Genomic DNA, 23,151 nt, shown 5'->3' with positions numbered 1-23,151 from the left:
AAGGTCAACCTTGAAGCTGATCAGGTGCTTTATTTTCGAGAAGAACAGATGATTAAAGCTATTGGTTCTGCTTATTTGGTAACTGATGAGATGGAGATTGAAGCTACTGAAATGGAGATAGATTTAGCAGAAAATAAATTAATAGCTACAGGTAATGTCAATGTTATAGAAGGTGATGGTCAATTTAGTGCTGAGTATTTAGAGCATGATTTAGAGACTAGACAGGGAGTTTTGGTTGAAGGGGAAGGAATAATTATTGCTTCTGATATTGAAGAGCCAATCCACTTAGAAAGTCCTGAAGTTAATTATAATCCAGAAGAGATTGAAATGGATGATACTCATTTTACAACCTGTGACCGTGAGGAGTCTCATTATTATTTTAAGGCCAACGAATTAGTGGTTTATCCTGGTGATAGAATTGTAGCTAAGCATGTTGTCTTTTGGGAGATGAGTGGTAATTTACCGTTGTTTTATTTGCCAGTAATGGTTTACTCCTTGCGGGATCAAGAACCTGGGTTTTATCCGCAGGCTGGTTATAGTAGGCAGCGGGGGTGGTTTGTTAAGACTACGTATAATTATTACTTAGGTTCTGATTATGAGAGTTGGCCCGCTTCGGCATTAGAAGGTGATTTTGGCCAGTTATATCTCGATTATTTTAGTGAAATGGGTTTTGCTGGAGGGTTCAAGCATTATTATCGCTCCCAAGAAGATGATCAGGCTTATCTTTATCTATATCTAGAAGATGACAAACGTGAACAAGATGATGGACCCTGGGTCAGTACAGAGCTTGACCGGAAGATGAAGTTAGACGATGGTGAGCGAAACTTTAATTTAGCTTATCAAAACCATTATTCTAATTATTTAACTGACCCGCAACATGGCACCTGGCTTGATCTTAACTTTGATCAATCCCTTGAGTTTGATAATTGGGCCAACGAAGTTAGAGCAGATTATAGACAGGATCAAAGGTATCAACATCGTCTTGATTTAGGTTTAGATTTTGATAAGTTGAGAGATGACTTTTATGATGATCGTTTAGCAATTGGTCTTGATTATGGTTATACTGAACGGGAGGAGCACCTTAACTCTTATGGTTTAGGGCTTGATTATCGGACTTATTTTACAAATGAACTCTTCCTTGATTATGAATTAGATCTTGATTATGAGACTGCTAAGCAGCATGAGTATGGTGATTATGATACTGCTATCCGCTTAACTGAGGATCAACGAGCTTATGATTGGACTCTTAAAGCTGATCTACAAGGTGATACTGAAGAGGTTGAAAGTTACTATCTACCCAAGTTTGATTTGACGTTGGCCCCTGCCCGATTATTAGAAGTTGATTCTTTAACCAACTTTGAACTAGGCTTAGGAGGGAGTAATCGCTACCAAGTTGATTGGGAAGATACTAAGCAACATGGTTATTTGGAAGGTAATTATCAAGATGATTTAAGATTAACTCCTGCCAATCGTCTTAATTATCAGCAGGGCATTCGACAGGATATCTATGATCAAGGTTATGCTCACTGGTCTTATGATAGTAACTTGATTTTGTTCAGTGATTTGGGTAATAATTGGTCTAATCGACTTAGCCATCGTTATCAGACAGTCCAAGGAATGGCTCCAGATGATTTCTCTACAGTCAATGATCGCCATAAGTTAGAAGAAAGATTACTGTGGCGAAGAGGTAGAAGTAGATTTCAATTGACGACAGGATATGATTTTTTGACCGGAGAGTATGATGATCTAGAACAGAGGTTAAACTATCAATTTAACGAAGAGTATCAATTAGAGAATGTACTCTCTTATGATTTAAACCACAGAGAATTTAAGCAATTTGCTACTACTTTTAAAGTAGAAAAGGAGAATCTCAATTATCAAACAGGGGTTCGTTTGGATCTGAATGATTTAGAAATGATTAAATGGGATAATAGCTTAGATTGGACGACAGGCCAATGGAATATTAAGTTAAACAGTAGTTATGACCGACCTAGTGATCGATTTACTACAGCTAACTTAGCAATAGAGCGGGATCTTCACTGCCGAAAGTTAACCTTATCTTATGACCATATTGATCAAGAAATCTGGCTTCAATATCAGATCACAGCTTTTTCTGAACAAGAGCTCAAATTTGGTAGTAGTGAAGAAGAAGGGATGTTGTTTGATACAGATTTAGGAGGTTTACTTGATGAAACGGACTAGTTTGTACCTACTAGTAATTATAGTTATCTTAGGTTTTAGTGTAGTAGTATTCTTAGAGGATGAAGAGGAGAAAGAAGAGCAGGTCGATTATCAATATCAAATTAAAGAGAGTAGGATTATCAGTTATTTAGGGCAAGAACGGAGATGGGATTTGCAGTTAGAAGAAGTTATAGAACCGCTAGTTACTGATGATGATCAATTAGAAAGAATAATTGCTCAGGGAGTTAAAGATGGAAAGTTTTTTGAAGGGGAGCAAGTTAGATATAATTTAGATGTGGAACGTTTGATTTATAAGCAAGAGAGTAAAGATTTGCAGTTAAGAGGGGATGTGCAATTAAAAGAGAGTACGGGCCAACAAATTAGGACCGAGAAGCTAGATTGGTTAGCAGAGGAGCAGAAGTTTAGGACTGATAGTCCAGTAAGCTATCTATTTGATGATGGAGAATTATCTGCTGGAGGAATGATAGTTGATTTGACAGCAGAGGTAATTGATTTTACAATTGGAGTAGAGATGACTTTTGATTTTGAAGGGGCTGACAGTGATGAGAAGTAAGTTACTGATTATCTTCTTATTATTACTACTAGTTACACCTATTGTCGAGGCAGAAGAAGAGTTAGCAGACCAAGGAAGATTAACATCTAAACAGCTCCGTTACCTAAAGGAAGAAGAGATTTATCTAGCTACAGGAGATGTCTACTTCCTTTATCAAGATGATGAGATAACTGCTGAGCAATTGGAGATGAATCGTAAGACAGAAAAACTTTTCTTTACAGAAGATGTTTACCTTGAGCAAACAGCTGGAGACCAGATCTGGGGCCAACAATTGACCTTGCAATTACAAGAGGATTTATTGATTGCTGAGGAAGAGGTACGCCTTAAGACCGAAAAAGGAGGAGAGCCATTAGATTTAACAGCCGATTATCTCAAAATCTGGACGGATACTGATGATCTATTGGCTACAGGTGATTTGTTTGTAATCTATGATGGACAGGAGGTTACCGGTGAAAGATTAGAGTCTCAAGCTGATAAAGATGAGATTGTTATTACAGAAAATGTTGAAATTAAAGAGGATGACCAATGGTTACAGGCTAAGAAGGTTGTAATAGATTTAGAAACAGGTGATTTTGATGCTACAGGAGATGTTAAATTAGAATTTGAGCTTTAAAGTTAAGGGTTGGGGAGTTTAAATTGTACTCTCCAACTTTTTTTGTTATAATATTTTGGAAGGTTAACTATTTAATCATTAGAATCACAAACAATTAATTCATCTTAATCCATTAATTACAGGAAGGATTCTGTTTACTCCTCCTTTCTTTGGATGTTATAATAGGGGAGGATAGGAGTGAAAAAAATGCTTCTTCTGAAATCAGGTTTTGGAAGAGATATTATTATTTTACTTGTGGTAACAATTATTGCAAGCACATTACTTTCATTAGTTGTAGGTAATTTAGCCGATTTTTATTTTGGAGATACGGTCAATGAGTTACTTGGAGATTATGGTGAATATGATTTGGCATTGATTGTTGATAAAGACTTACAGGAAGAAGCTAAAAGACAATCGCAGGAGATAATTGATACTAAACTAGCTGGTTCAAAATTGGTTACAGGAATTGAATTAGCTGGGCAAACTAATTTTTTCATTAAGTTGGATGAAGAGTATCAAAATCAAGAAACCTATACTCAGGTCAATGAGTATTTTCAAAATGTACCTGGGTATAATAATTTATCATTGATGACCGAACCGCGGATTACAGTGCAAGGTTTACAAGCAGATAGTGGTCAATTTTTACAAGATCAAGTTGAGGCTTTATCAGGGGTTGATTTTACCTTTATTGATGGCGATAAATTAGAAGTTATTGTTACAGATGCTGAGTTATTACCGGATGTACAAGAAGATATTGAGGATTTAATGGCGGAGTATCAGGTCTTGACAGTTCGTTTTCCAATTGATCAACAAGCAGATGATCTATTGGCTTTAGGTGATCAACTGGCAGGAGCAGTTAATGAGGAGTATCAAGTTGAGGCTGAGAATATTACTAAGACAGATTTTAGTGACTTGGACTCTTTAGTTAAGACGATGAGTGAGATGAAAAACTTTTTAAATAGTTATGCTACTACAGTTGAAATTGAGCTGACAGACGAAGTTGATCTACAACTAGGAGCACAACTTGCTGTTCCCGCTCAAGATCAAGAGCAGGTTATGTTGCGTGTAACTGAACTGGATGGTCAGTTGGCCCGGGCAGTTATAACTTCAGGAGATAGTGCTGAAATTTTAGGGGGAAGTGCTTATCAGCTAGAAGGTGACAAGTTAGGGGCCAAAGCAGGTAGCTTACAAGTTAGTAATCCTCGCCAAGATTTAGCTTATGCTGTGGAACAGATGTCTAAACTTGTTCCCCAATTAGATCAGATTTTTGCTAGAACTGATAATTTATTAACTGAATTGATGGAGGTTATTACTGCTTTTGAGCGATTGACTGAAACATTAGAAGAGATTAATTATTTGACCAATCAGCTAGATAGATTTGGACAAGGTGATTTTGAGCTTGGACAATTACAGAGTACCTTACAGAGCTTAGAAGATAATTTAGATAATTTAGTTACTTTAATTAATAGATTAAATTATGCTCAAAGTTTAATTATTGAATTTCAAGAATTTTTGGCGACAACGCAAGCTGAATTGAGGGCACAGAGTAATAATTTAGAGCCGACAAGTCCTTATCGGCAGCAGTTAGAAGAGTTAATAGCTAATTTGGCTGAACTAGAAAGCAGAATTGATCAAAATACAGCTGAAATTATAGAAGTTATTGACCAGTACAATCCACTGTTGACTGAAGTGACTACTTGGCAAGAAGATGTTACACGGGTTAATCAGGTATTATCTAACTTAGAAGCTGGAGATGAAAAGCGAGCTCAAGAGTTGGTAGGTGATTTAACAACTGGCGATCTCTTTACTGAATTAAATCAGATGCATCAGCAGTCTTTAGCACTAGATTTAGCTGAATTAGAAGAAGAGATAATCAGTTTGCAGAGATTGGATTTTGAAGCAATTGTTGAAGAATTGGAATATATTCAGCAAGCTTTACCAAAACTAAGAGATGAAGAGATTACTGATAGTATTGATTTAATAGATCAGCATCTAGCAGGAAGTGTTATTCCTGGAGCAGAAATCTCCTTATTAACACCTGCAGAAGCTGAACTAGAGGGAATTGAAGCTATAGTTGAGCAGCAGTTAGGAACGGGGTTATCATCTTATACTTCACAAATAGGGGTTATCAATCCTGACCTGAGAGGACAAATTTATCAGATCTTAAGTGAGGTTAAGACATTATTGATGGCATTAACTGCAATTATTTTTACTTTGTTTTCTTTATTATTTGATCAAACTTTATTGATTAATGCTATTAGATTGATTGAGAAAGATCAAAATAAAAAGCAGTGGATCGATTTGGGTAGTTGTTATGGCTGTTTAATCGGAGCTGGCTTATTAGGGACTACCTTTTATTTAACTGGGGCCGAGATACCATATATTCCATTCTATATCAGCTTTTTAGTAGGAGGAATATTAGGAATTATAGCAGCTAAGAAAGCTAAGGCGATGAATGAAATTTCACAGAATGAATTTAGAGCAGGTCAAGCCTTTGGTTTTGATCATGCCCAAATCATGCAAGAAATTATAATTCCTACTAGCAAGCCTGGTCTATTGAAATTACTAAATAAACGAAAGGTCTACTTTTAATGGAGGATTCTATGTTACAAGTCAGTAATTTGACCAAAAGTTATGGTTCAACGCAAGTCTTAACTGGGGTTGATTTTAAGGTGAAGCAAGGAGAGACTGTTGCGATTATGGGGCCAAGTGGCTGTGGAAAATCGACAACTATTCGTTGTATTAATCGCTTGACTGAGCCTGATGGTGGAGAGATTATCTTTAAAGGAGTTTCAGTTTTAGATCTCTCTGAAGATAAGTTATTATCATTAAGAAAAGAGATCGGTTTTGTCTTTCAAAAGTTTAACTTAATCGAACGATTGACAGTGCTAGAAAATATTATCTTACCTGTGGTTAAGACTGAAGCCAAAGCCTGTCAGCAGGAATTAGAGCAGAAAGCATTACAGATTTTAGAAAAAGTAAAATTAGCAGATAAGGCTACTAGTGCTATTGACCAGTTGAGTGGAGGACAAAAGCAGCGAGTAGGTATTGCCCGTGCCTTAATAATTGATCCTAGTTTATTATTACTAGATGAACCAACTGCTTCTTTAGATCCAATTTTGGTAAGAGAAGTATTAGAAGTTATTGAAGAGTTAACTGCTTTACAAGATAAAGCAATTATTATTGTAACTCATGAGGTCTCCTTTGCTTTGCAGGTTGCTGATTTGATCTTATTGATGGATCAAGGGCAGATTGTAGAGCAAGGGAGCCCAGATGAGATCTTTGTTGCCCCCCAATCTGAAGTCGGCCAAAAGTATAAAGACTTACTGGAATATTATTAAAGTTAAGTCAATAAGCAGGAAAATGTCGAGTTTTATTGAATTAGTAAAGAGTTTAAAAGGAGGAAGTAGGTTGGTAAGGAAACAGCGGACAATTAAGAAGAAATTTAGTTATACAGGGGTTGGGCTCCATACTGGTGAAGATGTAACAATTACCTGTAAGCCCTTAGCAGTCAATCAGGGGATTAAATTTAAAAGAGTTGATCTACCAGACCAGCCAGAGTTAGAAGCGACTGTAGAAAATGTATATTCGACTAATCGATGTACTACATTAGGGACTGCTAAATGGCAGATCAATACTGTAGAGCATCTTTTAGCAGCGTTGAATGCTCTTCGGATAGATAATCTATTAATTGAAATAGATGCTAATGAACCTCCGATTACTGATGGGAGTGCTAAAGTATTCTACAATCTCTTACAAGAGGCTGGGATTGAGAAGCAAAAAGAAGAAGTAACTGTTTATCAATTTGATCAGCCTTTATATGTGACTGAAGGTAAGCATTATTTAACTATATTACCCTGTGATCAATTTAAAGTCAGTTATACCTTTGTTAGTAAGCATCAAGGACTGACCGATCAGTTTGCTGAGCTTGTTATTTCTGAAGAAGAATTTAAGAAGCAGATCAGTTCAGCCCGAACCTTTGGCTTTGCTGATGAAATCGAAAAATTGCAGCAAGCAGGGTTGGCGCTAGGAGGCAGTCTTGATAATGCTATCTTGATTGCTGATGATGGCCCTGTCAATCAGTTGCGTTTTAGCAATGAGATTGCAAGGCATAAAATTTTGGACATTGTAGGAGATATGAAGTTGGCTCCAGAGTTTAGAGGGCATATTATAGCTGTTCGCTCTGGGCATAAGTTAAATTTTAAGTTAGCTAAAAGAATAAAAAGATTAATTACTGAGGAGGCGTTATTATGTTAGATATTACTGAAATCAAGGAAGTTTTGCCACATAGGTATCCATTTTTATTGATTGATCGGATTTTGGAGGTTGTTGAGGGAGAAAAAGTAGTTGGGCTTAAGAATGTAACAGCCAATGAAGAGTTCTTTAATGGTCATTTTCCAGGACATCCAATCATGCCTGGGGTTTTAATCTTAGAAGCAATGGCTCAAGTTGCTGGTGTTGGTCTATTAGAATCAGTAGATAAACCAGAAGAGAAGGTTCCGTACTTTGGTAGAATTGATAATGTTAGATTTAGAAAACCTGTTCAACCTGGCGATCAGTTGATTATTGAAGTTGAGATTGTAAGATTAAGAGGTAAAGTAGGCAAAGTAGAGGCTAAAGCCTTTGTAGATGATGAGGTAGTAACTGAAGCGACACTAACTTGTGCAATTCAAGATAAATAATTAGGTAGGGGGAGAAATAATGAATAATAATGTTGTACGTCTCAATAACATCCATGAGACAGCCGTAATCGAAGCTGGAGCAGAGATTGCTAAAGATGTTGAAGTTGGCCCGTATGCTGTAATTGGTGAGAATGTAAAGATAGACTCAGGGACTGAAATTGGAGCACATGCTGTAATCAAAGGCTGGACTAAAATAGGCAAAAATAATAAAATCTTTAATGGGGCGTCACTTGGGCAAGAGCCACAAGATCTAAAATTTAAAGGTGAAGAGAGTTACTTAGAAATTGGTGATGATAATACGATTCGAGAATTTGCTACTGTTCATCGTGGAACTGAAGCAGGTGGTGGAATAACTAAGATTGGTGATAGTAATCTAATTATGGCCTACTGTCATGTGGCTCATGATTGTCAATTAGGAAATAATATTATTATGTCCAATGCTGCTAATTTAGCAGGCCATGTAATAGTTGAAGATTCAGCAGTAATTGCTGGTTTAACGGGAGTTCACCAATTTGTCAGGATTGGAAAAATGGCTATGGTAGGTGCTGGCTCAAAGGTAGTTAAGGATGTACCACCTTATGTTTTAGTTGATGGCCACCCAGCTAGTGTCAATGGGATCAATGTTGTGGGGTTGAGAAGGAATGAAGTTGAGCCTGAATTGAGGCGGAAGATTAAGCGGGCTTATAAAATTCTTTATCGTTCTAATTTGAATATGTCCCAAGCAATTGAAAAGATGGATCAAGAATTGGACAGTAGTCCTATGATCGAACATTTCTTAAGATTTTTACGCAATGCTCAACGGGGCATCTGCCGGTAGAAAAAAGCAGTTGACAATGTACAGTTGACAGTTTACAGTTAAAGGTCAAAGGCAAAGCTTTAATATCAAAATTATAAAGTTATAAATAAAAAAGCAGAGATATAGTGGAAATTTGTATAATTTGATGAAGTTTTAAGTTGTATATTTTAAGAACTTGGTTTAGAAGGTTTTCAACTATTAACTATTAGTTATTAATTATTAACTGATTTTTCCTAGGGGGTTAGTTATGGCTAAATTAGGTTTGATAGCAGGTAATGGTAATTTGCCTGTTCTATTTGCTCAGGCAGCTACTGCTCAGGGTATAGATCTAGTTACAATTACTGTTACCCCAGAAGCAGCAAGTGATGAGCTGAACAAGATTGTAGATCAATCATATCAGATTAGTGTAGGGCAGTTAAAAGAGATCATTACTACACTACAGGATGAAGAGGTAGAAGAAGTTGTGATGTTAGGCAAGGTAACTAAGGAGTTACTCTTTCAAGGGATCGAACTGGATCAAGAGTTCAAGATGCTGTTGGCCCAACTTGAAGAGAAGAATGATGATGCGATTATGTTGGCGATTGTAGATAGATTGGCCGAGGCGGGAATTAAAGTTAGTGATCAGACTAAATTTATAGAAGAGTTATTTCCGCAGCCTGGAGTCTTAACTGACATTGAACCTGAGTCGCAGATTTTAGATGATATGAAGTTAGGTTTTAAGCAGGCGAAAGAGATTGGTCGGTTGGATATTGGACAGACAGTAGTTGTCAAGGATGGAGCAGTGATGGCTGTGGAAGCAATAGAAGGAACGGATCAAGCTATCTTGCGTGGAGGCAAGCTGGGTCAAGGTGAAGTAGTTGTAGCTAAGGTTAGTAAACCTAAGCAGGATCAACGCTTTGATATTCCAACAGTTGGTTTAGAGACATTAGAGAATTTGATTAAGGTCGATGCAGCAGGATTAGTAATTGAAGCTGGTGAGACATTTATTGTTAATCAGGAGGAATTCATTAAACGAGCCGAGGAAAATGAGATTCCCATCGTAGCAATAAAAAATATTAAAACCAGCTAACCATGAATCAATCCTAATCGACACATTAAAACAAATTTACAGTTTACAATTTACAATGTACAATGGACGATTAAAATCCGTAATTGATAACTAGTAATTAGGGAAGTAGAGGCGAACCTTGTGTTCGCCTAGATTATAAAGTAAGCAACCATTTAGTGGTTGTCTGAATTTAAGTTTTTTAGGCTTTAAGATTTTGATTTTAACTGTCAACTGTAAACTGAATTTTAGAAGTTGGTGATTTAATGGAAAAGATAATGGTAATAGCAGGAGAAGCTTCTGGTGATATGCATGCTGCTAGAGTTGTCGAGGAATTGAAAAAGATAAATCCCAAGCTAGAATTTATCGGTATGGGGGGCCAACGGATGGCCGAAGCTGGAGTAGAGTTGCTGTATGATCCTACTAAATTGAGTACAATTGGTTTTATAGAAGCAGTTAAGCATTTGAGATTGATGTATCGAATTCTTTCTAAATTAGAAGAAGCAATGAAAGAGGAGGAGCCAGCAGTGATTTTGCTGGTCGATTATTCAGGTTTCAATATGAAGGTGGCTAAAGTAGCTCAAAGATGTGGGATTCCTGCTGTTAATTACTTTGCCCCTTCAGCTTGGGTTTGGGGCCAATGGCGGGCCAACAAGATGGCTAAGCGTGATGTTACAATTGCTTCAGTCTTTCCGATGGAAGAGCAAGTCTATCGAGAGGCAGGAGCTGAGGTAGAGTTTGTAGGACATCCAATCTTAGATATTGTTGATCCTAACTTGGATACTACAGAATTTTGTCGAGAGTATAATCTATCCTCTGAGAAGACAATAGTCGGTCTCTTACCAGGCAGTAGACAACAAGAGGTAGATGCATTATTGGCATCGATGTTAGAAGCAGCTTCTCAATTGCAAGAACGTTATCAAAGAGAGCTTAAATTCTTATTGCCAGTAGCAGATACGATTGCTAATTCTGAGTTAGAAGCAGAAATTAAGCAGTATGATTTGGAGATCGAACTAATTGCAGGTCAATCTTATCAGGTGATGAAGGTGGCTGACCTATTACTGACTGCATCAGGAACGGCTACTTTAGAAGCTGCTTGCTTTAAGACACCGATGGTAATTGTCTATAAGACCTCATTGAGCACTTATCTATTAGGAAAATTATTAGTTAAGATACCTTATGTTGGATTGCCTAATGTGATTGCTGAGGAGGAGGTTGTACCTGAGTTGTTACAAGGAGCCGTGACTGGGGATAAGATAGCAGATGAAGCATTAAATATTCTAAATTCCAATTCAAAACAAGAAGATATTACAGAGAAATTAGATCAAGTAATTAATAGACTAGGGGAGCAAGGTGCAATTAAAAGAGTAGCTAAGTTAGTTTTAGCTACAGGGGGTATTAGTAATGGAGCTAGCTAAAAGGGTTTTAAAGTATTTAAAGCCATATAAAGGACGTTTGCTACTAGGAGTTATCTGCATGTTATTGAATGCGGCAGTCTCTATCTTCTTTTTTGAACAGTTTGGTAGATTTATGGATTCGATTATTAGTAGTTTATATGAACAGGAAGCAGGAATGGCAGATCTCAATTTAATGATTGTAGTAATCTTTTTTATCTTCTTTTCCCGGGCTGTCTTTCATTATGGTCAGAAGTATTTAACTGCCTATGTTTCACAAAATGTAGTCAAAGATTTAAGAAATGATCTCTATTATAACTTGCAGAATTTATCATTGGACTTTTATGCTAAACATAAGACAGGGAGAATTATGTCTCGGGTGACCAATGATGTTGGGATCTTAGAGGGGGCTATTGTCTCTGGAGCGATCGGTATCTTCAGTTATATATTTCAGGTGATTGGGGGAGTAGGTAAGTTATTTTATGATAACTGGCGACTAAGTGCTTTTGCATTTATTCTCTTTCCTTTAATTGCTTATATTATTGACTATTTTAATCGTCGAATTAGAAAGATTAGCAAGAAAGCTCAGGTTAAGATCGCTGATGTATCTGATATTTTGCAGGAGACGATCAGTGGAGTGCGTGTTGTTAAATCATTCCAACGTGAGGACTATGAATATCAACGCTTTGAAGAATTGAATTATGGTAATTTCCGGGCCAATATGAAACACTCCCAACTGAAGGCTGTACTATCTCCAGTTACTGAGTTTTTAGCTGAAATCTCATTCATTGTTGTCTTATGGTATGGGGGGCGTCAGGTAATGGTTGGGCAGATGACCCCTGGTGAATTGACAGGATTCTTTACCTTACTATTATATCTGACGACTCCATTACGAAAATTAACCAAGTTATCAGGAACAATTCAACGGGCTTTAGCTGCTGCAGAACGGATTTTTGAATTTATAGATGTTGAGCCTAGTATTCAAGATCATGAAGATGCTCAAAAGTTAGAGCAGATAGAGGGTACGATTGAATTTGAAGATGTCAGTTTCAGTTATGATGATGAGTTGGCTTTAGAGGATATCAACTTACAGGTTGAGCCAGGTCAGATGGTAGCCTTAGTTGGCCCGAGTGGAGCTGGGAAATCGACATTAGTTAATTTAGTCCCTCGTTTTTATGATCCTGAGCAAGGACAGATTAAATTGGATGGTATTGATATCACAAAGATTAAGTTAGACTCATTGCGAGATAAGATGGGGATCGTACCCCAAGAGACGGTCTTATTTGGTGGAACGATTAAGGAAAATATTCTGTATGGAAATTTAGAAGCTAGTGAACAGGAGGTAATTAAGGCTGCTCAAGCTGCTAATGCTCATGACTTTATTTTAGATTTGTCAGAAGGTTATGAGACTGAAATTGGTGAGCGTGGTAGTGGCTTATCTGGGGGCCAAAAGCAGAGAATTGCTATTGCACGAGCTATTTTAAAGGACCCACAGATCCTAATCTTAGATGAAGCAACCTCTGCTTTGGATACAGAGTCAGAAGCATTAGTTCAAGAGGCTTTAGATCGGTTGATGGAAGAGCGGACAACCTTTGTGATTGCCCATCGTTTATCGACTATCTTAGATGCGGATCAGATTGTAGTGATGGAAGAAGGTCGGATAGTTGAAGTAGGTACTCATCAAGAGTTGTTAGAGCATGATGGGGTCTATCGTAATTTATATGAGGTGCAGTTTAATAAATAATAGTTTACAATTGATAATTGACAATTGATAGTTAAAGATCAAGACCTTAAAATTACAGAAACCACGTGCTCTGAGGGAAGTAGGTTTTACTTCCTCAGTCGGCATAAGCCGCCTCCTTCAGGGTGCTGTGGTGGTATTTCATGATGGAGGGTGGACTACAGGTTAAAACCTGTAGCTTGGATTTAATGATAAAATAGGATTTTGATTTTATGTTTTTAACTGTCAACTGTAAACCGTAAACTGTACACTGATATGAAGGTAGGTGACAAAATGAAGGAGCAGTTAAAGTTAAAATTAATCCCTAATTCGGCGTTGCTACTGGCCAAAGTGATCAATTCAACCCTTAGCTTAGAGGTTCAAGGAGCAAAGCGGGTCAATCAATTGCTGGCTGGAGACAAATCAGTTATTTTTGCTCCGTGGCATGGGCAGTTATGGTTACCTAGTTATTATCTTCGTAACCAAGGCTATGTTGCCTTGGCCAGTCAAAGCCGTGATGGTGAGTATATCTCTCGACTATTAAATAAGCTAGGTTGGGAAGTAGTACGGGGTTCAACCTCTCGTGGTGGAGCTCGCTCATTGTTGAAGTTGGTCAAGAAATTACGCCAAGGAAAGCAGATAGCCATTACCCCTGACGGGCCAAGAGGGCCAATTCATCAAGTTAAACCGGGGGTTGTTTATTTGGCCCAGAAGACGGATAGTATAATAATACCGATCGGTGTTTCCTATACTAAAAAGAAGGAATTTAGCAGTTGGGATCGTTTTTGGTTGCCTGCTCCTTTCAGTAAAGCTGCTTTAGTCTTTGGAGCTGGTTTAGAGATCAAAGAAGATAAACTATCGACTGTAGAAATTGAGAACTATCAAAAATTACTAGGACAGAAAATTAATCAAGCAGGTCAAGCTGCAGAAAAGATATTAGGTGATTAATAAATGGGAGTTGAAGAGTATTTACTTGAATTAGTCCAAGGGAATAAAACTGGAATTGTTGCTCATCTTTTGCTGGCTATATTAAAGGTTCTGTCAAAAATCTATGGTACAGTCATCTTTATGAGAAGAAAGCTCTATCAGTGGGGCTTCAAAGAAGAAAAAGTCTTACCTACTAAAGTAATCAGTATCGGTAATATTACGGTTGGAGGAACAGGGAAGACTCCATTAGTCAAGTTATTAGCCTTGACTTTGTTAGAATCAGATTATCAAGTTGTGATCTTGAATCGAGGCTATAAAGCCGATTTTTCTGGTGATATTGGGGTAGTATCTGATGGCAGGGAGATCTTAATGGATGCTAAGCAAGCAGGAGATGAAGCCTTTATGTTGGCTAAGGAGTTGCCTGAGGTTCCAGTTATTATTGGTTCTGCTCGTAGGCAGACTGGTGCTTATGCTGCCCAAAGATTTGAGCCTGATTTTATTATTTTAGATGATGGATTTCAGCATTGGCAAGTAGCAAGAGATTATGATTTGGTAGTCATTGATGCAACTAATCCTTTTGATAATGAAGAGTTATTACCACGGGGTCTATTAAGGGAACCAGTCAGTAGTTTGAATAGAGCTCATGCTTTTTTATTGACTAAGACTGATCAAGTCGAGCAGTCTGAATTGACTGAGATTAGACGTAGATTGATTGAGATTAATCCAGCAGCAACAATTATTACAACTAAGCATCAGCCAACTTATCTGCGTAAATTAGTCAATGACAGACGGCAAGAGGTTGATTTGCAGGAAGAGAAGGTATTAGCAGTATCTGGAATTGGAAACCCTGAATCCTTTGAGCAGACATTGACAGATTTAGGAGCAGAGGTAGTAGATCAGATTAGATTTAAGGATCATCATCAATATTCTAAGGAAGAAATTCTTGAAGTCTTTAGCTTAGCTAGTGAGGTCAATGTTGATCGGATTGTTACGACTGAGAAGGATGCAGTCAGTATTAAACCAGAATTAGTGACTGAAATTGGGCAAGAAAGGATAGATTTTGATGTATTAGGGATCGAATTGCAAGTTATTAACTCACAAAATAAATTTTCTGAGTTAGTCTCTAAAATGGAGGTGGCAAGATGCAAGTAATAGGAATTATCCCAGCCCGTTATGCTTCGACTAGATTACCAGGCAAACCACTAAAAGAGATTGTAGGACAACCGATGATCCAACATGTCTATCAACAAGCTGAAGCAGCTGATAGCTTAGATCAGGTGATTGTAGCGACTGATGATGAGCGCATCTACCAAGCTGTCAAGGAGTTTGGTGGGCAAGTAGAGATGACTTCTAAGCAACACCAGACAGGAACCGATCGCTTAGCTGAGGTGGCTCAAAATTTAGAGGCAGAGATAATTGTCAATATTCAGGGTGATGAACCATTATTGAATCCTGAAATGATCGATCAAGCGGTTGAGCCTTTATTGGCTGATAGCACAATTAAGATGGGAACTTTAAAGCATAAGATTACTGAACAAGATGAGATTGAGAGTCCACATATTGTAAAAGTGGTAACTGATCAAGATGGCTTTGCTCTTTATTTTTCTAGGGCAGCGATTCCTTACCCTCGCCAAGAGACTGGAATGAATTATTATAAGCATATTGGGCTTTATGTCTATCGGCGTACCTTTTTACTTAATTATACTGAGATGGAACAGACATCATTAGAAGAGCAGGAGTCATTAGAGCAGTTACGGGTTTTAGAGAATGGTTATCGGATCAAGGTTGTTGAGACTGAGCACGAAGCAATTGGGGTTGATACGCCGGAGGACTTGGAAAAAGTCAGAAGAGCAATGAATAGATAATAGTGAATAGTTAAAGGTCAAAAGCTTGGAACCACGAAACTGCACGAATTTGCACTAATAAAAAGAAATTTACAATTGACAATGTAGAATTTATAATTAAGAGTAAGAGCTTAAAATCAAGAGAAGCCAAAGAGAAAACAAATTTACAGTTAAAATAAAATTGATAGTTAGAAGGTTAAAGAATAAAGAAGAGCCATAGGTTAAACAAATTTACAACTTATAATCTACAATTAAAATTCAAATAAGAAGTAAAAAACAATTATCTCAGGGTATTGTGGTGGTTGATCAGAATAATAATTGAATTACTAATCACTAATAATTAACAATTAGTCACTGAGTACTCTCAACTAAAAGAAAATATTGTAAATGAGAATGTTTAGTGTATAATCTCTTGCAGATATTGATGGTTTTATTGTTTTGATTGTATGGTTTTGAATTTAATTGTCAATTGTAAACTGTCAATTGTCAATTAGGCGGGGTGCAGAGAAATTTAGTTATCTGTGAAGCATTGTAATAACAGGATTTAATTTAGCTGAGAGCACTATCACTAATAACGAGGGGGATCATGATGGTCAAGGAGATTGTTTTAAATGAAGAAGTTAAATTTGGTAATGGACGGCCGTTTGTCTTATTAGCAGGGCCGTGTGCTTTAGAGAGTGAAGAACGGGCTTTAAAGATTGGAGAGCGGGTTAAAGAGATTACTGAGCGGTTAGGAATTCCTTATGTCTTCAAAGCATCTTATGATAAGGCCAACCGCTCTGCAATTGATTCTTATCGCGGGCCAGGTTTAGAAGAGGGTTTGAAGAGTTTGGAGCGGATTAAGCAGGAGTTGGAAGTGCCAGTTATTTCTGATGTTCATACAGCTGATGAGGCTAAGGTAGCGGGAGAAGTCTTGGATATTGTACAGATTCCAGCCTTTTTATCTCGCCAGACCGATCTAGTAACAGCAGTAGGTGATACAGGTAAATTAGTCAATGTCAAGAAAGGGCAATTTTTGGCCCCGTGGGATATTGATCAGGTAGTAAAGAAGATTGAAAGTACAGGAAATGAGAAGATATTATTGACTGAGCGGGGAGTCAGCTTTGGTTATAATAACTTAGTAGTTGATATGAGATCATTACCACGGATGAGAAAGACCGGCTATCCAGTTGTCTTTGATGCTACTCATAGTGTCCAACTACCAGGTGGAGCAGGTGACTCATCAGCAGGTGAACGGGAGTATGTTCCTTATTTGACCCGAGCTGCGGTAGGAGCAGGAATTGATGCTTTATTTATGGAGGTTCATGATCAGCCTGAAGAAGCTTTATGTGATGGGGCCAACATGGTACAAGTCGATGAGTTAGAGGAAATTTTAGTCCAAGCTCAAGCAATTGACCAAGTGGTTAAAGGAGGATAACCAAGAGATGATTCCTAAAGAGTTAGCAGATTTAGAAGCACTTGAGATCAAACGTCAGGCACAGCAAGCATTGGAGATTGAAGCAGAAGCAATTAAAGAATTAAGCGATTCGATCAATGGGGATTTTGTTGAGGTAGTCAAAGTTATCTTGGCCTGTCCAGGTCGAGTAATCTTGACTGGAATGGGCAAGTCAGGTTTGATAGCTAAGAAGCTAGCAGCTACCCTTGCCAGTACAGGAACACCTTCTTTTTTTCTCCATCCAGCCGAAGGAATTCATGGTGATTTGGGAATGGTTACGTCAGAAGATATCGTAATTGCTCTATCTAATAGTGGCGAGACGAAAGAGGTAATCAATATTTTACCAGTAATTAAGCGAATTGGGGCTCAAATTATTGCTTTGACTGGAGGAGTTGACTCTACCTTAGCAGAGAATGCTGATTATGTTCTAGATACCAGTGTAGAAGAAGAGGCTTGCCCGTTGAACTTGGCCCCTACAGCCAGCACTACGGCTACGTTGGCCCTAGGAGATGCTTTAGCTGTTGCTTTATTACATGCGAGGGATTTTAAACCGGAGGATTTTGCCTTATATCATCCTGGAGGTAGCTTAGGTAAGAAATTACTGTTGACCGTTGAAGATGTACTTAATATTCGAGAGGAGAACCCAATAGTCGATCAAGCAACCAGTTTAAAACAGACGTTGTTTACGATGACCTCTTCTAGGATGGGAGCAGCTAATATTGTTGATCAAGATGGTAAATTGGTTGGAATTATTACCGATGGTGATATCAGACGTCAGTTAGAGAAGTCCTCTGACTTATTAAAGTCCTCTGCTCAAGATGTTATGACTGCCAATCCAACAGTAATTAGTGTTGATAAGCTAGCTGCAGAAGCATTAAAGATTATGCAAGAACAGGAGATCAGTGATTTACCGGTTGTCAATGAGCAAGGCGAGCCATTAGGGTTGATTAACTTTCAAGACTTACTTAAAGCAGGCGTTTTATAAAAATAGTTTACAGTTGACAGTGTACAGTTTACAGTTAAGATCAAAATCTTAAAATCAAGACAAATAATGATTAAATAATTTACAATTAGAAATCAACAAGGGCAATTAATGATTAGAAAAATTAAGTAAAGTAGGGGTGAAAAAGATGAATAGTGATTTAAAGGAGAAAGTGGAGAAGATCAAGATATTTATTACCGATGTTGATGGAGTTTTGACTGATGGGCGGATTATTTTAGGTAGTCAGGGCCAAGAGTTTAAGTGCTTCCATGTCCATGATGGTAAAGGGATTAAGTTGGCCCAGGAGGCTGGAATTGAAGTGGCGATTATTACTGGTCGTAAGTCAGAAGCTGTTACCCGACGGGCTGCTGAGTTAGGATTAGAAGAGGTTCATCAAGGAGTTGGAGATAAATTAGAGGTGTTAGAGCAGTTGTTAGAACGATATAATTTAACTAAGGAAGAAGTAGCTTATATCGGTGATGATTTAAATGATCTGGTAATCTTAAAAGAGGTTGGTTTGGCGATGACGGTCGCTAATGGAGTTGATGAGGTTAAGGAAGTAGCAGATTATGTGACAAGCAAAGCAGGTGGACACGGAGCGGTTAGGGAAGCGGTAGAAGTAATAGTTTACAGTTGACAGTGAACAGTTTACAGTTATAGATCAAAATCCTTAAAATCAAAAGCTAAAAAACAAAGACAGCTGAAAAGATCTATGTCTATTGGCTTATGTGCTTTTTGATTTTGAGAATTTAATGTTCTTAACTGTCAACTGTAAACCGTAAACTGTACACTGATATTGAAGGTTTAGGAGGCAGAAAAAATGAAGGACAAACTGCTTTATTTAATATTTATAGTTATAAAAAAAATTGCTAATTTATTACCTCCTAAAATATGTTATGATATCTTTAAGGGGATAGGTTCATTAGCTAATCATCTTGTTGGTAAGAAAAAGAAAAGAGCAGTCAACAATTTAACTAGATCATTAGCAATTTCTGAAGAAGAAGCAGAGGAGATAGCTACAGGTGTCTTTCAAGATGCTGGTCTTAAACTGAGTGAGATCTTATGCTTAGAAGCCTGGCGGAAGGAAGATTTTGAAAATCGAATCACTGTTGAAGGCTTTCATCACTTTGAAAAAGCCTACCAGCAGGAAGATGGAGTTATCTTATTTACAGGCCATTTAGGTAACTGGGAGATTCTAGGGATGTACTTTGCAGCTTTAGGTTATCCGCTCAATGCCTTGGCCAAAAATCAAAAGAATAATATCTTTAATCGAGAATTATTGAAGATTAGAACCAGTAGAGGGGCCAACGTCTTTGATATTGGTACCAAGGGTGTTGCTAGGGCTTATAAATCTTTACTAAAAGGAGAGCTACTTTTGATCTTAGGAGATCAAGATGCACGGGAAGCAGGGGTATTTGTTGATTTCTTTGGACAACCTGCTTCAACACCTAAAGGACCAGTTGTGTTGGCCAAAAAGGCTGGCAGTGCAATCTTACCTGTCTACTTAGTACGAGAAGGGTTAAATCAATACCGCATGGTGATTGAAGAACCTATATATGTCAGTCAAGATGCAAATGAGCAAGAACTGAAGGATAAATTACAGCAAGTGACCACTTCATTAGAAGGGATGATTCGAGAATATCCTAAGCAATGGGGTTGGTTTTATAAACGATGGCGGACGAAACAAAATAGTTGACGGTGTACAGTTGACAGTTGACAGTAAAAAACAGTTGAGAGTTGATAATTGACAATTGATAGTAGATAGAAAAAATCTAAGAGCTGATTTTTTCATCACGAAGGGTTCGAAGAACCCGGAGGGAGTAAAAAACAATTTACAATTCACAGTGAATATGGTTTTTATGGTTTTCACAGCCAGTTTTGGACTGGATGGTATAATGTACAGTTGAAAATCAAGAAAAAGAACAGTTAAAAATAATTGATAATTAAGAGCAACTAAAAGTCAATTTATACCTTAAAAGAGTAATATGGAACCAGTTGACACTAGATCAAAAACTTTAAATTTTTTGATCTTTAGGGTTTTAAGAAGTTAATTACTGAAGTTGTTTAGATAACTATCAATTTTAAACTATCAATTATCAATTGCTTTAGAGGTTTTAACTGTAAACTGTTAACCGTAAACTGTACACTGATTTTAGATAGGGGTGTATCTGGTGGGAGATTGGATCGGTTATTTATCATTTAAAATATTTAAAGCAGTTGTTAAGTTCCTACCTAAGCGGGTTAGCTGTTGGTTAGCTAAGTTGTTAGGTAGTCTAGCTTTTTATCTGGCTAAACGTCGTAGGGAGTTAGCAGTTAAGAATATTAAATTGGCTTTTGATTGTTCTACAGAGGAAGCAAACGAATTGACTAAAGGGGTCTTTCAAGATCTGACCGTCAAGTTTGTTGAGATTTTAGGTTTAGAGAAGTGGAGTGAGGCTGATTTTGAAGGAAAGATTGAGGTCGAAGGGATGGAGCATCTTGAAGAAGCCTATCAACAGGAGCAAGGGGTCATCTTATTTACAGGTCATTTTGGTAATTGGGAGTTATTAGGGATTTATTTGACTGCATTGGGTTATCCTATGAATGCGATTGCCCGGATGTATCAAAATCCTAAGATCAACAAAGAGATACTACAAATTAGAGAAGAACGCGGGGCCAACGTCTATGATAAGAAGGGTCGGGGGGTCAAAAAGGCCTTTCGTTCTTTATTGAAGAAGGAGTGTCTGTTGATCCTTGGTGATCAGGATGCACATAGCAAGGGAGAGTTTGTTGACTTCTTTGGCCGCTTGGCATCGACGCCTAAGGGGCCAGTGGTGTTGGCCCAAAAGACTGGGGCTTTAATTCTGCCTGTTTATCTGGTGCGAGAAGAGTTAGACCAGTATCGATTGTTGATTGAGCCACCACTCAAGATTGCTAAAGATGCAACTGCCCAGGAACAACAGAATAAATTACAACAGTTAACTTCTTCTTTAGAAGAAAAGATTAGAGAGTATCCTAAGCAGTGGTTATGGTTACATCGAAGATGGAAGACTAGGCCTGAGGAGGCTGATTAATGAATAAGAAAAAGATTCTGCTAGTAGTAATTGTGGTAGCAATTGGAGCAGTAGTCTTATTAAATGACAACTCAACTGAAGAAGAGACCAGAATCACACCAGAACCTGCCCGAGATGAAGCAACGGAAGAGCGGATGGCAGAAGTAGAGTTAGAGGATGCTGCTATTACTCTATATAGTGAAGATGAAACTACTAAATGGGAGCTAGGAGCTAAATCAATTCAACAATTTACAGAGCCAGAGCAGGTAGTCTTAGAAGAAGTTGAGGCTACAATTTCAGAAGATGGGGTAGAACAGACAAGTCTAAGGGCGGCTAGAGGAGATTTTGATCCCAGAACAGGCCATCTCTCCTTTACTGGTCCAATTACGATTGAGAGTGAGGATAAATTACTCCAAGCTGATAGCTTAAATTGGAATCAAGTGCGGAATGAATTGATTGGTCAAGGTAATGTATTACTTAAGCAATCAGGGATGGAGATTACTGGAGAACAGTTTGTTAGTCAGATAGATCTGAGAAGATTAAGGCTCAGTGGTGAAGTAGAGGCAATTACTCAACAAAAAGTAGGTGAGCAGAATGAATAAATATTTAATGGGAGTTATCGTTACAGTCTTACTCTGTTTAATGGTGACAGCAGTAGTAGCAGGGGAATACCAAGAAGTTGAATTGAAAGCTGATGAATTAATTATTGATGACTTAGAGGGTGAAGTAATTGCTACAGGTAATGTCAGTTTTAGAGAAGGTGATCTCAGCTTAACGACACAAAAGTTAATGGCCAATCAAGAGTTAGAGCAGATAGAGGCTGAAGGAGACGTAGTCTTTAAACAGCAACAACAACGGATGATCGGTGATTATTTAATCTATGATAATCAGTCCCAACAAGGGAGATTAGAAGGTAACCCTAGGGTTGAAGCTGATGGTTTATTGATTACAGCAGGGCAATTTGACTTTGATGTAGCTGCTGAGCAATTTACCGCTACTGATCAGGTCTATCTTGAAGATCAAGAGGATGATTTTGTGGCTTATGCAGATCGGCTTGACTTTTATCAACAGCGTGAGCAGGTTATTTTAACTGGCAATGTCGAAGCTGAGCGGGGTGGTCAGAAGATGAATGCCCAAGAGATTGTATTTGATCTGACAACAAGAAAGATGAAGGCTCAAGGGGAGACGAGATTGATCCTTCCTAGTAGGCAGCGAGGTGATAATTAATGCCGATTAGAGCAGTTGATTTGGTCAAAACTTATGATGGTAAGGATGTTGTTGATGGAGTTAATTTTAAGGTTGAGCAAGGTGAGATCGTAGGAATCTTAGGGCCAAATGGGGCAGGAAAGACGACTACCTTTTATATGGTAGTTGGATTGGTCAGCCCCAATGCTGGTAGAATTGAGCTAAATGGTAATGATATTACTAAATTACCAATGCATCAGCGAGCTAGAAAGGGAATTGGTTACTTGGCTCAGGAGGCTTCTGTCTTCAGAAAGTTGACCGTTGAAGAGAATATCATGGCTATTTTGGAGATGATCGATCGCCCAGAGGATGATCAAGAGATTATGGAAGAGTTATTGGCTGAATTTGATATTGAGTATGTCAGGGATCAAAAAGGTTATATGCTGTCAGGAGGAGAACGGCGTCGGGTAGAGATAGCCCGTTCTTTGGCTGCAGATCCTGATTATATTTTATTAGACGAGCCTTTTGCGGGGGTTGATCCGATAGCTGTCAATGATATTCAAGATATTGTCTCTCATTTAAAAGAGCGAGGCTTAGGTGTTTTGATTACAGATCATAGTGTTCGGGAAACTTTAGCTATTACTGATCGAGCTTATATTATGCACCAAGGTGAGATACTATTATCAGGTACTTCTGATGAAATAGCCAATAGTGAAATAGCTAAGAAATTCTATTTAGGAGAGAAATTCAAAATGTAATGTG

General features: G+C 37.9%; 22 protein-coding genes. All 22 read left to right on the top strand.

Annotated elements, in window-relative coordinates:
• Positions 1 to 24: 24 nt before the first annotated feature.
• Positions 25 to 2,202: an LPS-assembly protein LptD gene (locus tag MWH28_RS03165; RefSeq protein ID WP_248617827.1), complete on the top strand. Its 2,178-nt coding sequence runs from the start codon at positions 25 to 27 to the stop codon at positions 2,200 to 2,202.
• Entirely contained in the window at positions 2,189 to 2,755 is a 567-nt protein-coding gene (lptC, locus tag MWH28_RS03160; RefSeq protein WP_248617826.1) for an LPS export ABC transporter periplasmic protein LptC, read from the top strand. The genes MWH28_RS03165 and lptC (MWH28_RS03160) overlap by 14 nt, the downstream gene beginning before the upstream one ends.
• Entirely contained in the window at positions 2,745 to 3,368 is a 624-nt protein-coding gene (lptC, locus tag MWH28_RS03155) for an LPS export ABC transporter periplasmic protein LptC (RefSeq protein ID WP_248617825.1), read from the top strand. The genes lptC (MWH28_RS03160) and lptC (MWH28_RS03155) overlap by 11 nt, the downstream gene beginning before the upstream one ends.
• A gap of 186 nt (positions 3,369 to 3,554) precedes the next feature.
• Positions 3,555 to 5,939 carry a coiled-coil domain-containing protein gene (locus MWH28_RS03150; RefSeq protein WP_248617824.1) on the top strand — a complete coding sequence of 795 codons (2,385 nt, stop codon included), beginning with the start codon at positions 3,555 to 3,557 and terminating at the stop codon, positions 5,937 to 5,939.
• 11 nt (positions 5,940 to 5,950) lie between these two features.
• Complete coding sequence (locus MWH28_RS03145; protein WP_248617823.1) at positions 5,951 to 6,688, top strand: amino acid ABC transporter ATP-binding protein; 738 nt, start codon at positions 5,951 to 5,953, stop codon at positions 6,686 to 6,688.
• A 70-nt stretch (positions 6,689 to 6,758) separates the two neighbouring features.
• Positions 6,759 to 7,604 carry a UDP-3-O-acyl-N-acetylglucosamine deacetylase gene (gene lpxC / locus MWH28_RS03140; RefSeq protein WP_248617822.1) on the top strand — a complete coding sequence of 282 codons (846 nt, stop codon included), beginning with the start codon at positions 6,759 to 6,761 and terminating at the stop codon, positions 7,602 to 7,604.
• Positions 7,598 to 8,029, top strand: coding sequence for a 3-hydroxyacyl-ACP dehydratase FabZ (gene fabZ / locus MWH28_RS03135; RefSeq protein ID WP_248617821.1), 432 nt, complete (start codon positions 7,598 to 7,600; stop codon positions 8,027 to 8,029). The genes lpxC and fabZ overlap by 7 nt, the downstream gene beginning before the upstream one ends.
• A gap of 19 nt (positions 8,030 to 8,048) precedes the next feature.
• Positions 8,049 to 8,846, top strand: a complete 798-nt coding sequence (lpxA, locus tag MWH28_RS03130; protein ID WP_248617820.1) for an acyl-ACP--UDP-N-acetylglucosamine O-acyltransferase — start codon at positions 8,049 to 8,051, stop codon at positions 8,844 to 8,846.
• Positions 8,847 to 9,072: 226 nt separating this feature from the next.
• Positions 9,073 to 9,894 carry an LpxI family protein gene (locus tag MWH28_RS03125; RefSeq protein ID WP_248617819.1) on the top strand — a complete coding sequence of 274 codons (822 nt, stop codon included), beginning with the start codon at positions 9,073 to 9,075 and terminating at the stop codon, positions 9,892 to 9,894.
• Positions 9,895 to 10,136: 242 nt separating this feature from the next.
• On the top strand, positions 10,137 to 11,288 hold the full coding sequence (gene lpxB, locus MWH28_RS03120) for a lipid-A-disaccharide synthase (protein WP_248617818.1): 1,152 nt from the start codon (positions 10,137 to 10,139) through the stop codon (positions 11,286 to 11,288).
• Positions 11,275 to 13,008 (top strand): ABC transporter ATP-binding protein, encoded by a 1,734-nt coding sequence (locus MWH28_RS03115; protein ID WP_248617817.1) that lies wholly within the window; start codon positions 11,275 to 11,277, stop codon positions 13,006 to 13,008. Before lpxB ends, MWH28_RS03115 begins: the two co-directional genes overlap by 14 nt.
• Positions 13,009 to 13,278: 270 nt before the next feature.
• On the top strand, positions 13,279 to 13,932 hold the full coding sequence (locus tag MWH28_RS03110) for a lysophospholipid acyltransferase family protein (RefSeq protein ID WP_248617816.1): 654 nt from the start codon (positions 13,279 to 13,281) through the stop codon (positions 13,930 to 13,932).
• 3 nt (positions 13,933 to 13,935) lie between these two features.
• Positions 13,936 to 15,063 carry a tetraacyldisaccharide 4'-kinase gene (lpxK, locus tag MWH28_RS03105; RefSeq protein ID WP_248617815.1) on the top strand — a complete coding sequence of 376 codons (1,128 nt, stop codon included), beginning with the start codon at positions 13,936 to 13,938 and terminating at the stop codon, positions 15,061 to 15,063.
• Positions 15,054 to 15,776 (top strand): 3-deoxy-manno-octulosonate cytidylyltransferase, encoded by a 723-nt coding sequence (gene kdsB / locus MWH28_RS03100; RefSeq protein WP_248617814.1) that lies wholly within the window; start codon positions 15,054 to 15,056, stop codon positions 15,774 to 15,776. The genes lpxK and kdsB overlap by 10 nt, the downstream gene beginning before the upstream one ends.
• Before the next feature lie 568 nt (positions 15,777 to 16,344).
• Positions 16,345 to 17,172 carry a 3-deoxy-8-phosphooctulonate synthase gene (gene kdsA / locus MWH28_RS03095; RefSeq protein WP_248617813.1) on the top strand — a complete coding sequence of 276 codons (828 nt, stop codon included), beginning with the start codon at positions 16,345 to 16,347 and terminating at the stop codon, positions 17,170 to 17,172.
• A gap of 7 nt (positions 17,173 to 17,179) precedes the next feature.
• Positions 17,180 to 18,175, top strand: coding sequence for a KpsF/GutQ family sugar-phosphate isomerase (locus tag MWH28_RS03090; RefSeq protein ID WP_248617812.1), 996 nt, complete (start codon positions 17,180 to 17,182; stop codon positions 18,173 to 18,175).
• A gap of 145 nt (positions 18,176 to 18,320) precedes the next feature.
• The gene (locus MWH28_RS03085) at positions 18,321 to 18,809 is read left to right on the top strand and encodes a KdsC family phosphatase (RefSeq protein WP_248617811.1); all 489 of its coding nucleotides are present in this window, start codon (positions 18,321 to 18,323) and stop codon (positions 18,807 to 18,809) included.
• Positions 18,810 to 18,992: 183 nt separating this feature from the next.
• Entirely contained in the window at positions 18,993 to 19,868 is an 876-nt protein-coding gene (locus MWH28_RS03080; protein ID WP_248617810.1) for a lysophospholipid acyltransferase family protein, read from the top strand.
• Positions 19,869 to 20,343: 475 nt separating this feature from the next.
• Positions 20,344 to 21,225, top strand: a complete 882-nt coding sequence (locus MWH28_RS03075; RefSeq protein ID WP_248617809.1) for a lysophospholipid acyltransferase family protein — start codon at positions 20,344 to 20,346, stop codon at positions 21,223 to 21,225.
• Positions 21,225 to 21,806 (top strand): LPS export ABC transporter periplasmic protein LptC, encoded by a 582-nt coding sequence (gene lptC, locus MWH28_RS03070; protein WP_248617808.1) that lies wholly within the window; start codon positions 21,225 to 21,227, stop codon positions 21,804 to 21,806. The genes MWH28_RS03075 and lptC (MWH28_RS03070) overlap by 1 nt, the downstream gene beginning before the upstream one ends.
• A complete protein-coding gene (locus tag MWH28_RS03065) occupies positions 21,799 to 22,431 on the top strand; it encodes an LptA/OstA family protein (protein ID WP_248617807.1) in 633 nt (210 codons plus the stop codon). Before lptC (MWH28_RS03070) ends, MWH28_RS03065 begins: the two co-directional genes overlap by 8 nt.
• Positions 22,431 to 23,147, top strand: a complete 717-nt coding sequence (gene lptB, locus MWH28_RS03060; RefSeq protein ID WP_248617806.1) for an LPS export ABC transporter ATP-binding protein — start codon at positions 22,431 to 22,433, stop codon at positions 23,145 to 23,147. The genes MWH28_RS03065 and lptB overlap by 1 nt, the downstream gene beginning before the upstream one ends.
• The last annotated feature ends 4 nt before the right edge of the window (positions 23,148 to 23,151 follow it).

Source organism: Natroniella sulfidigena (assembly GCF_023223645.1).
GTDB classification, from domain to species: domain Bacteria; phylum Bacillota; class Halanaerobiia; order Halobacteroidales; family Halobacteroidaceae; genus Natroniella; species Natroniella sulfidigena.
Note: the sequence above shows the minus strand (reverse complement) of the source record. Positions and strands in the feature narration are given on the sequence as shown.

What these genes read in the sequence shown, in the direction of transcription:
- lptC (WP_248617826.1), top strand. Translation starts at nt 2,189, where the DNA reads ATGAAACGGACTAGTTTGTACCTACTAGTAATTATAGTTATCTTAGGT.
- lptC (WP_248617825.1), top strand. Translation starts at nt 2,745, where the DNA reads ATGAGAAGTAAGTTACTGATTATCTTCTTATTATTACTACTAGTTACA.
- MWH28_RS03150 (WP_248617824.1), top strand. Translation starts at nt 3,555, where the DNA reads ATGCTTCTTCTGAAATCAGGTTTTGGAAGAGATATTATTATTTTACTT.
- MWH28_RS03145 (WP_248617823.1), top strand. Translation starts at nt 5,951, where the DNA reads ATGTTACAAGTCAGTAATTTGACCAAAAGTTATGGTTCAACGCAAGTC.
- fabZ (WP_248617821.1), top strand. Translation starts at nt 7,598, where the DNA reads ATGTTAGATATTACTGAAATCAAGGAAGTTTTGCCACATAGGTATCCA.
- lpxA (WP_248617820.1), top strand. Translation starts at nt 8,049, where the DNA reads ATGAATAATAATGTTGTACGTCTCAATAACATCCATGAGACAGCCGTA.
- MWH28_RS03125 (WP_248617819.1), top strand. Translation starts at nt 9,073, where the DNA reads ATGGCTAAATTAGGTTTGATAGCAGGTAATGGTAATTTGCCTGTTCTA.
- lpxB (WP_248617818.1), top strand. Translation starts at nt 10,137, where the DNA reads ATGGAAAAGATAATGGTAATAGCAGGAGAAGCTTCTGGTGATATGCAT.
- MWH28_RS03115 (WP_248617817.1), top strand. Translation starts at nt 11,275, where the DNA reads ATGGAGCTAGCTAAAAGGGTTTTAAAGTATTTAAAGCCATATAAAGGA.
- MWH28_RS03110 (WP_248617816.1), top strand. Translation starts at nt 13,279, where the DNA reads ATGAAGGAGCAGTTAAAGTTAAAATTAATCCCTAATTCGGCGTTGCTA.
- lpxK (WP_248617815.1), top strand. Translation starts at nt 13,936, where the DNA reads ATGGGAGTTGAAGAGTATTTACTTGAATTAGTCCAAGGGAATAAAACT.
- kdsB (WP_248617814.1), top strand. Translation starts at nt 15,054, where the DNA reads ATGCAAGTAATAGGAATTATCCCAGCCCGTTATGCTTCGACTAGATTA.
- kdsA (WP_248617813.1), top strand. Translation starts at nt 16,345, where the DNA reads ATGGTCAAGGAGATTGTTTTAAATGAAGAAGTTAAATTTGGTAATGGA.
- MWH28_RS03090 (WP_248617812.1), top strand. Translation starts at nt 17,180, where the DNA reads ATGATTCCTAAAGAGTTAGCAGATTTAGAAGCACTTGAGATCAAACGT.
- MWH28_RS03085 (WP_248617811.1), top strand. Translation starts at nt 18,321, where the DNA reads ATGAATAGTGATTTAAAGGAGAAAGTGGAGAAGATCAAGATATTTATT.
- MWH28_RS03080 (WP_248617810.1), top strand. Translation starts at nt 18,993, where the DNA reads ATGAAGGACAAACTGCTTTATTTAATATTTATAGTTATAAAAAAAATT.
- lptC (WP_248617808.1), top strand. Translation starts at nt 21,225, where the DNA reads ATGAATAAGAAAAAGATTCTGCTAGTAGTAATTGTGGTAGCAATTGGA.
- MWH28_RS03065 (WP_248617807.1), top strand. Translation starts at nt 21,799, where the DNA reads ATGAATAAATATTTAATGGGAGTTATCGTTACAGTCTTACTCTGTTTA.
- lptB (WP_248617806.1), top strand. Translation starts at nt 22,431, where the DNA reads ATGCCGATTAGAGCAGTTGATTTGGTCAAAACTTATGATGGTAAGGAT.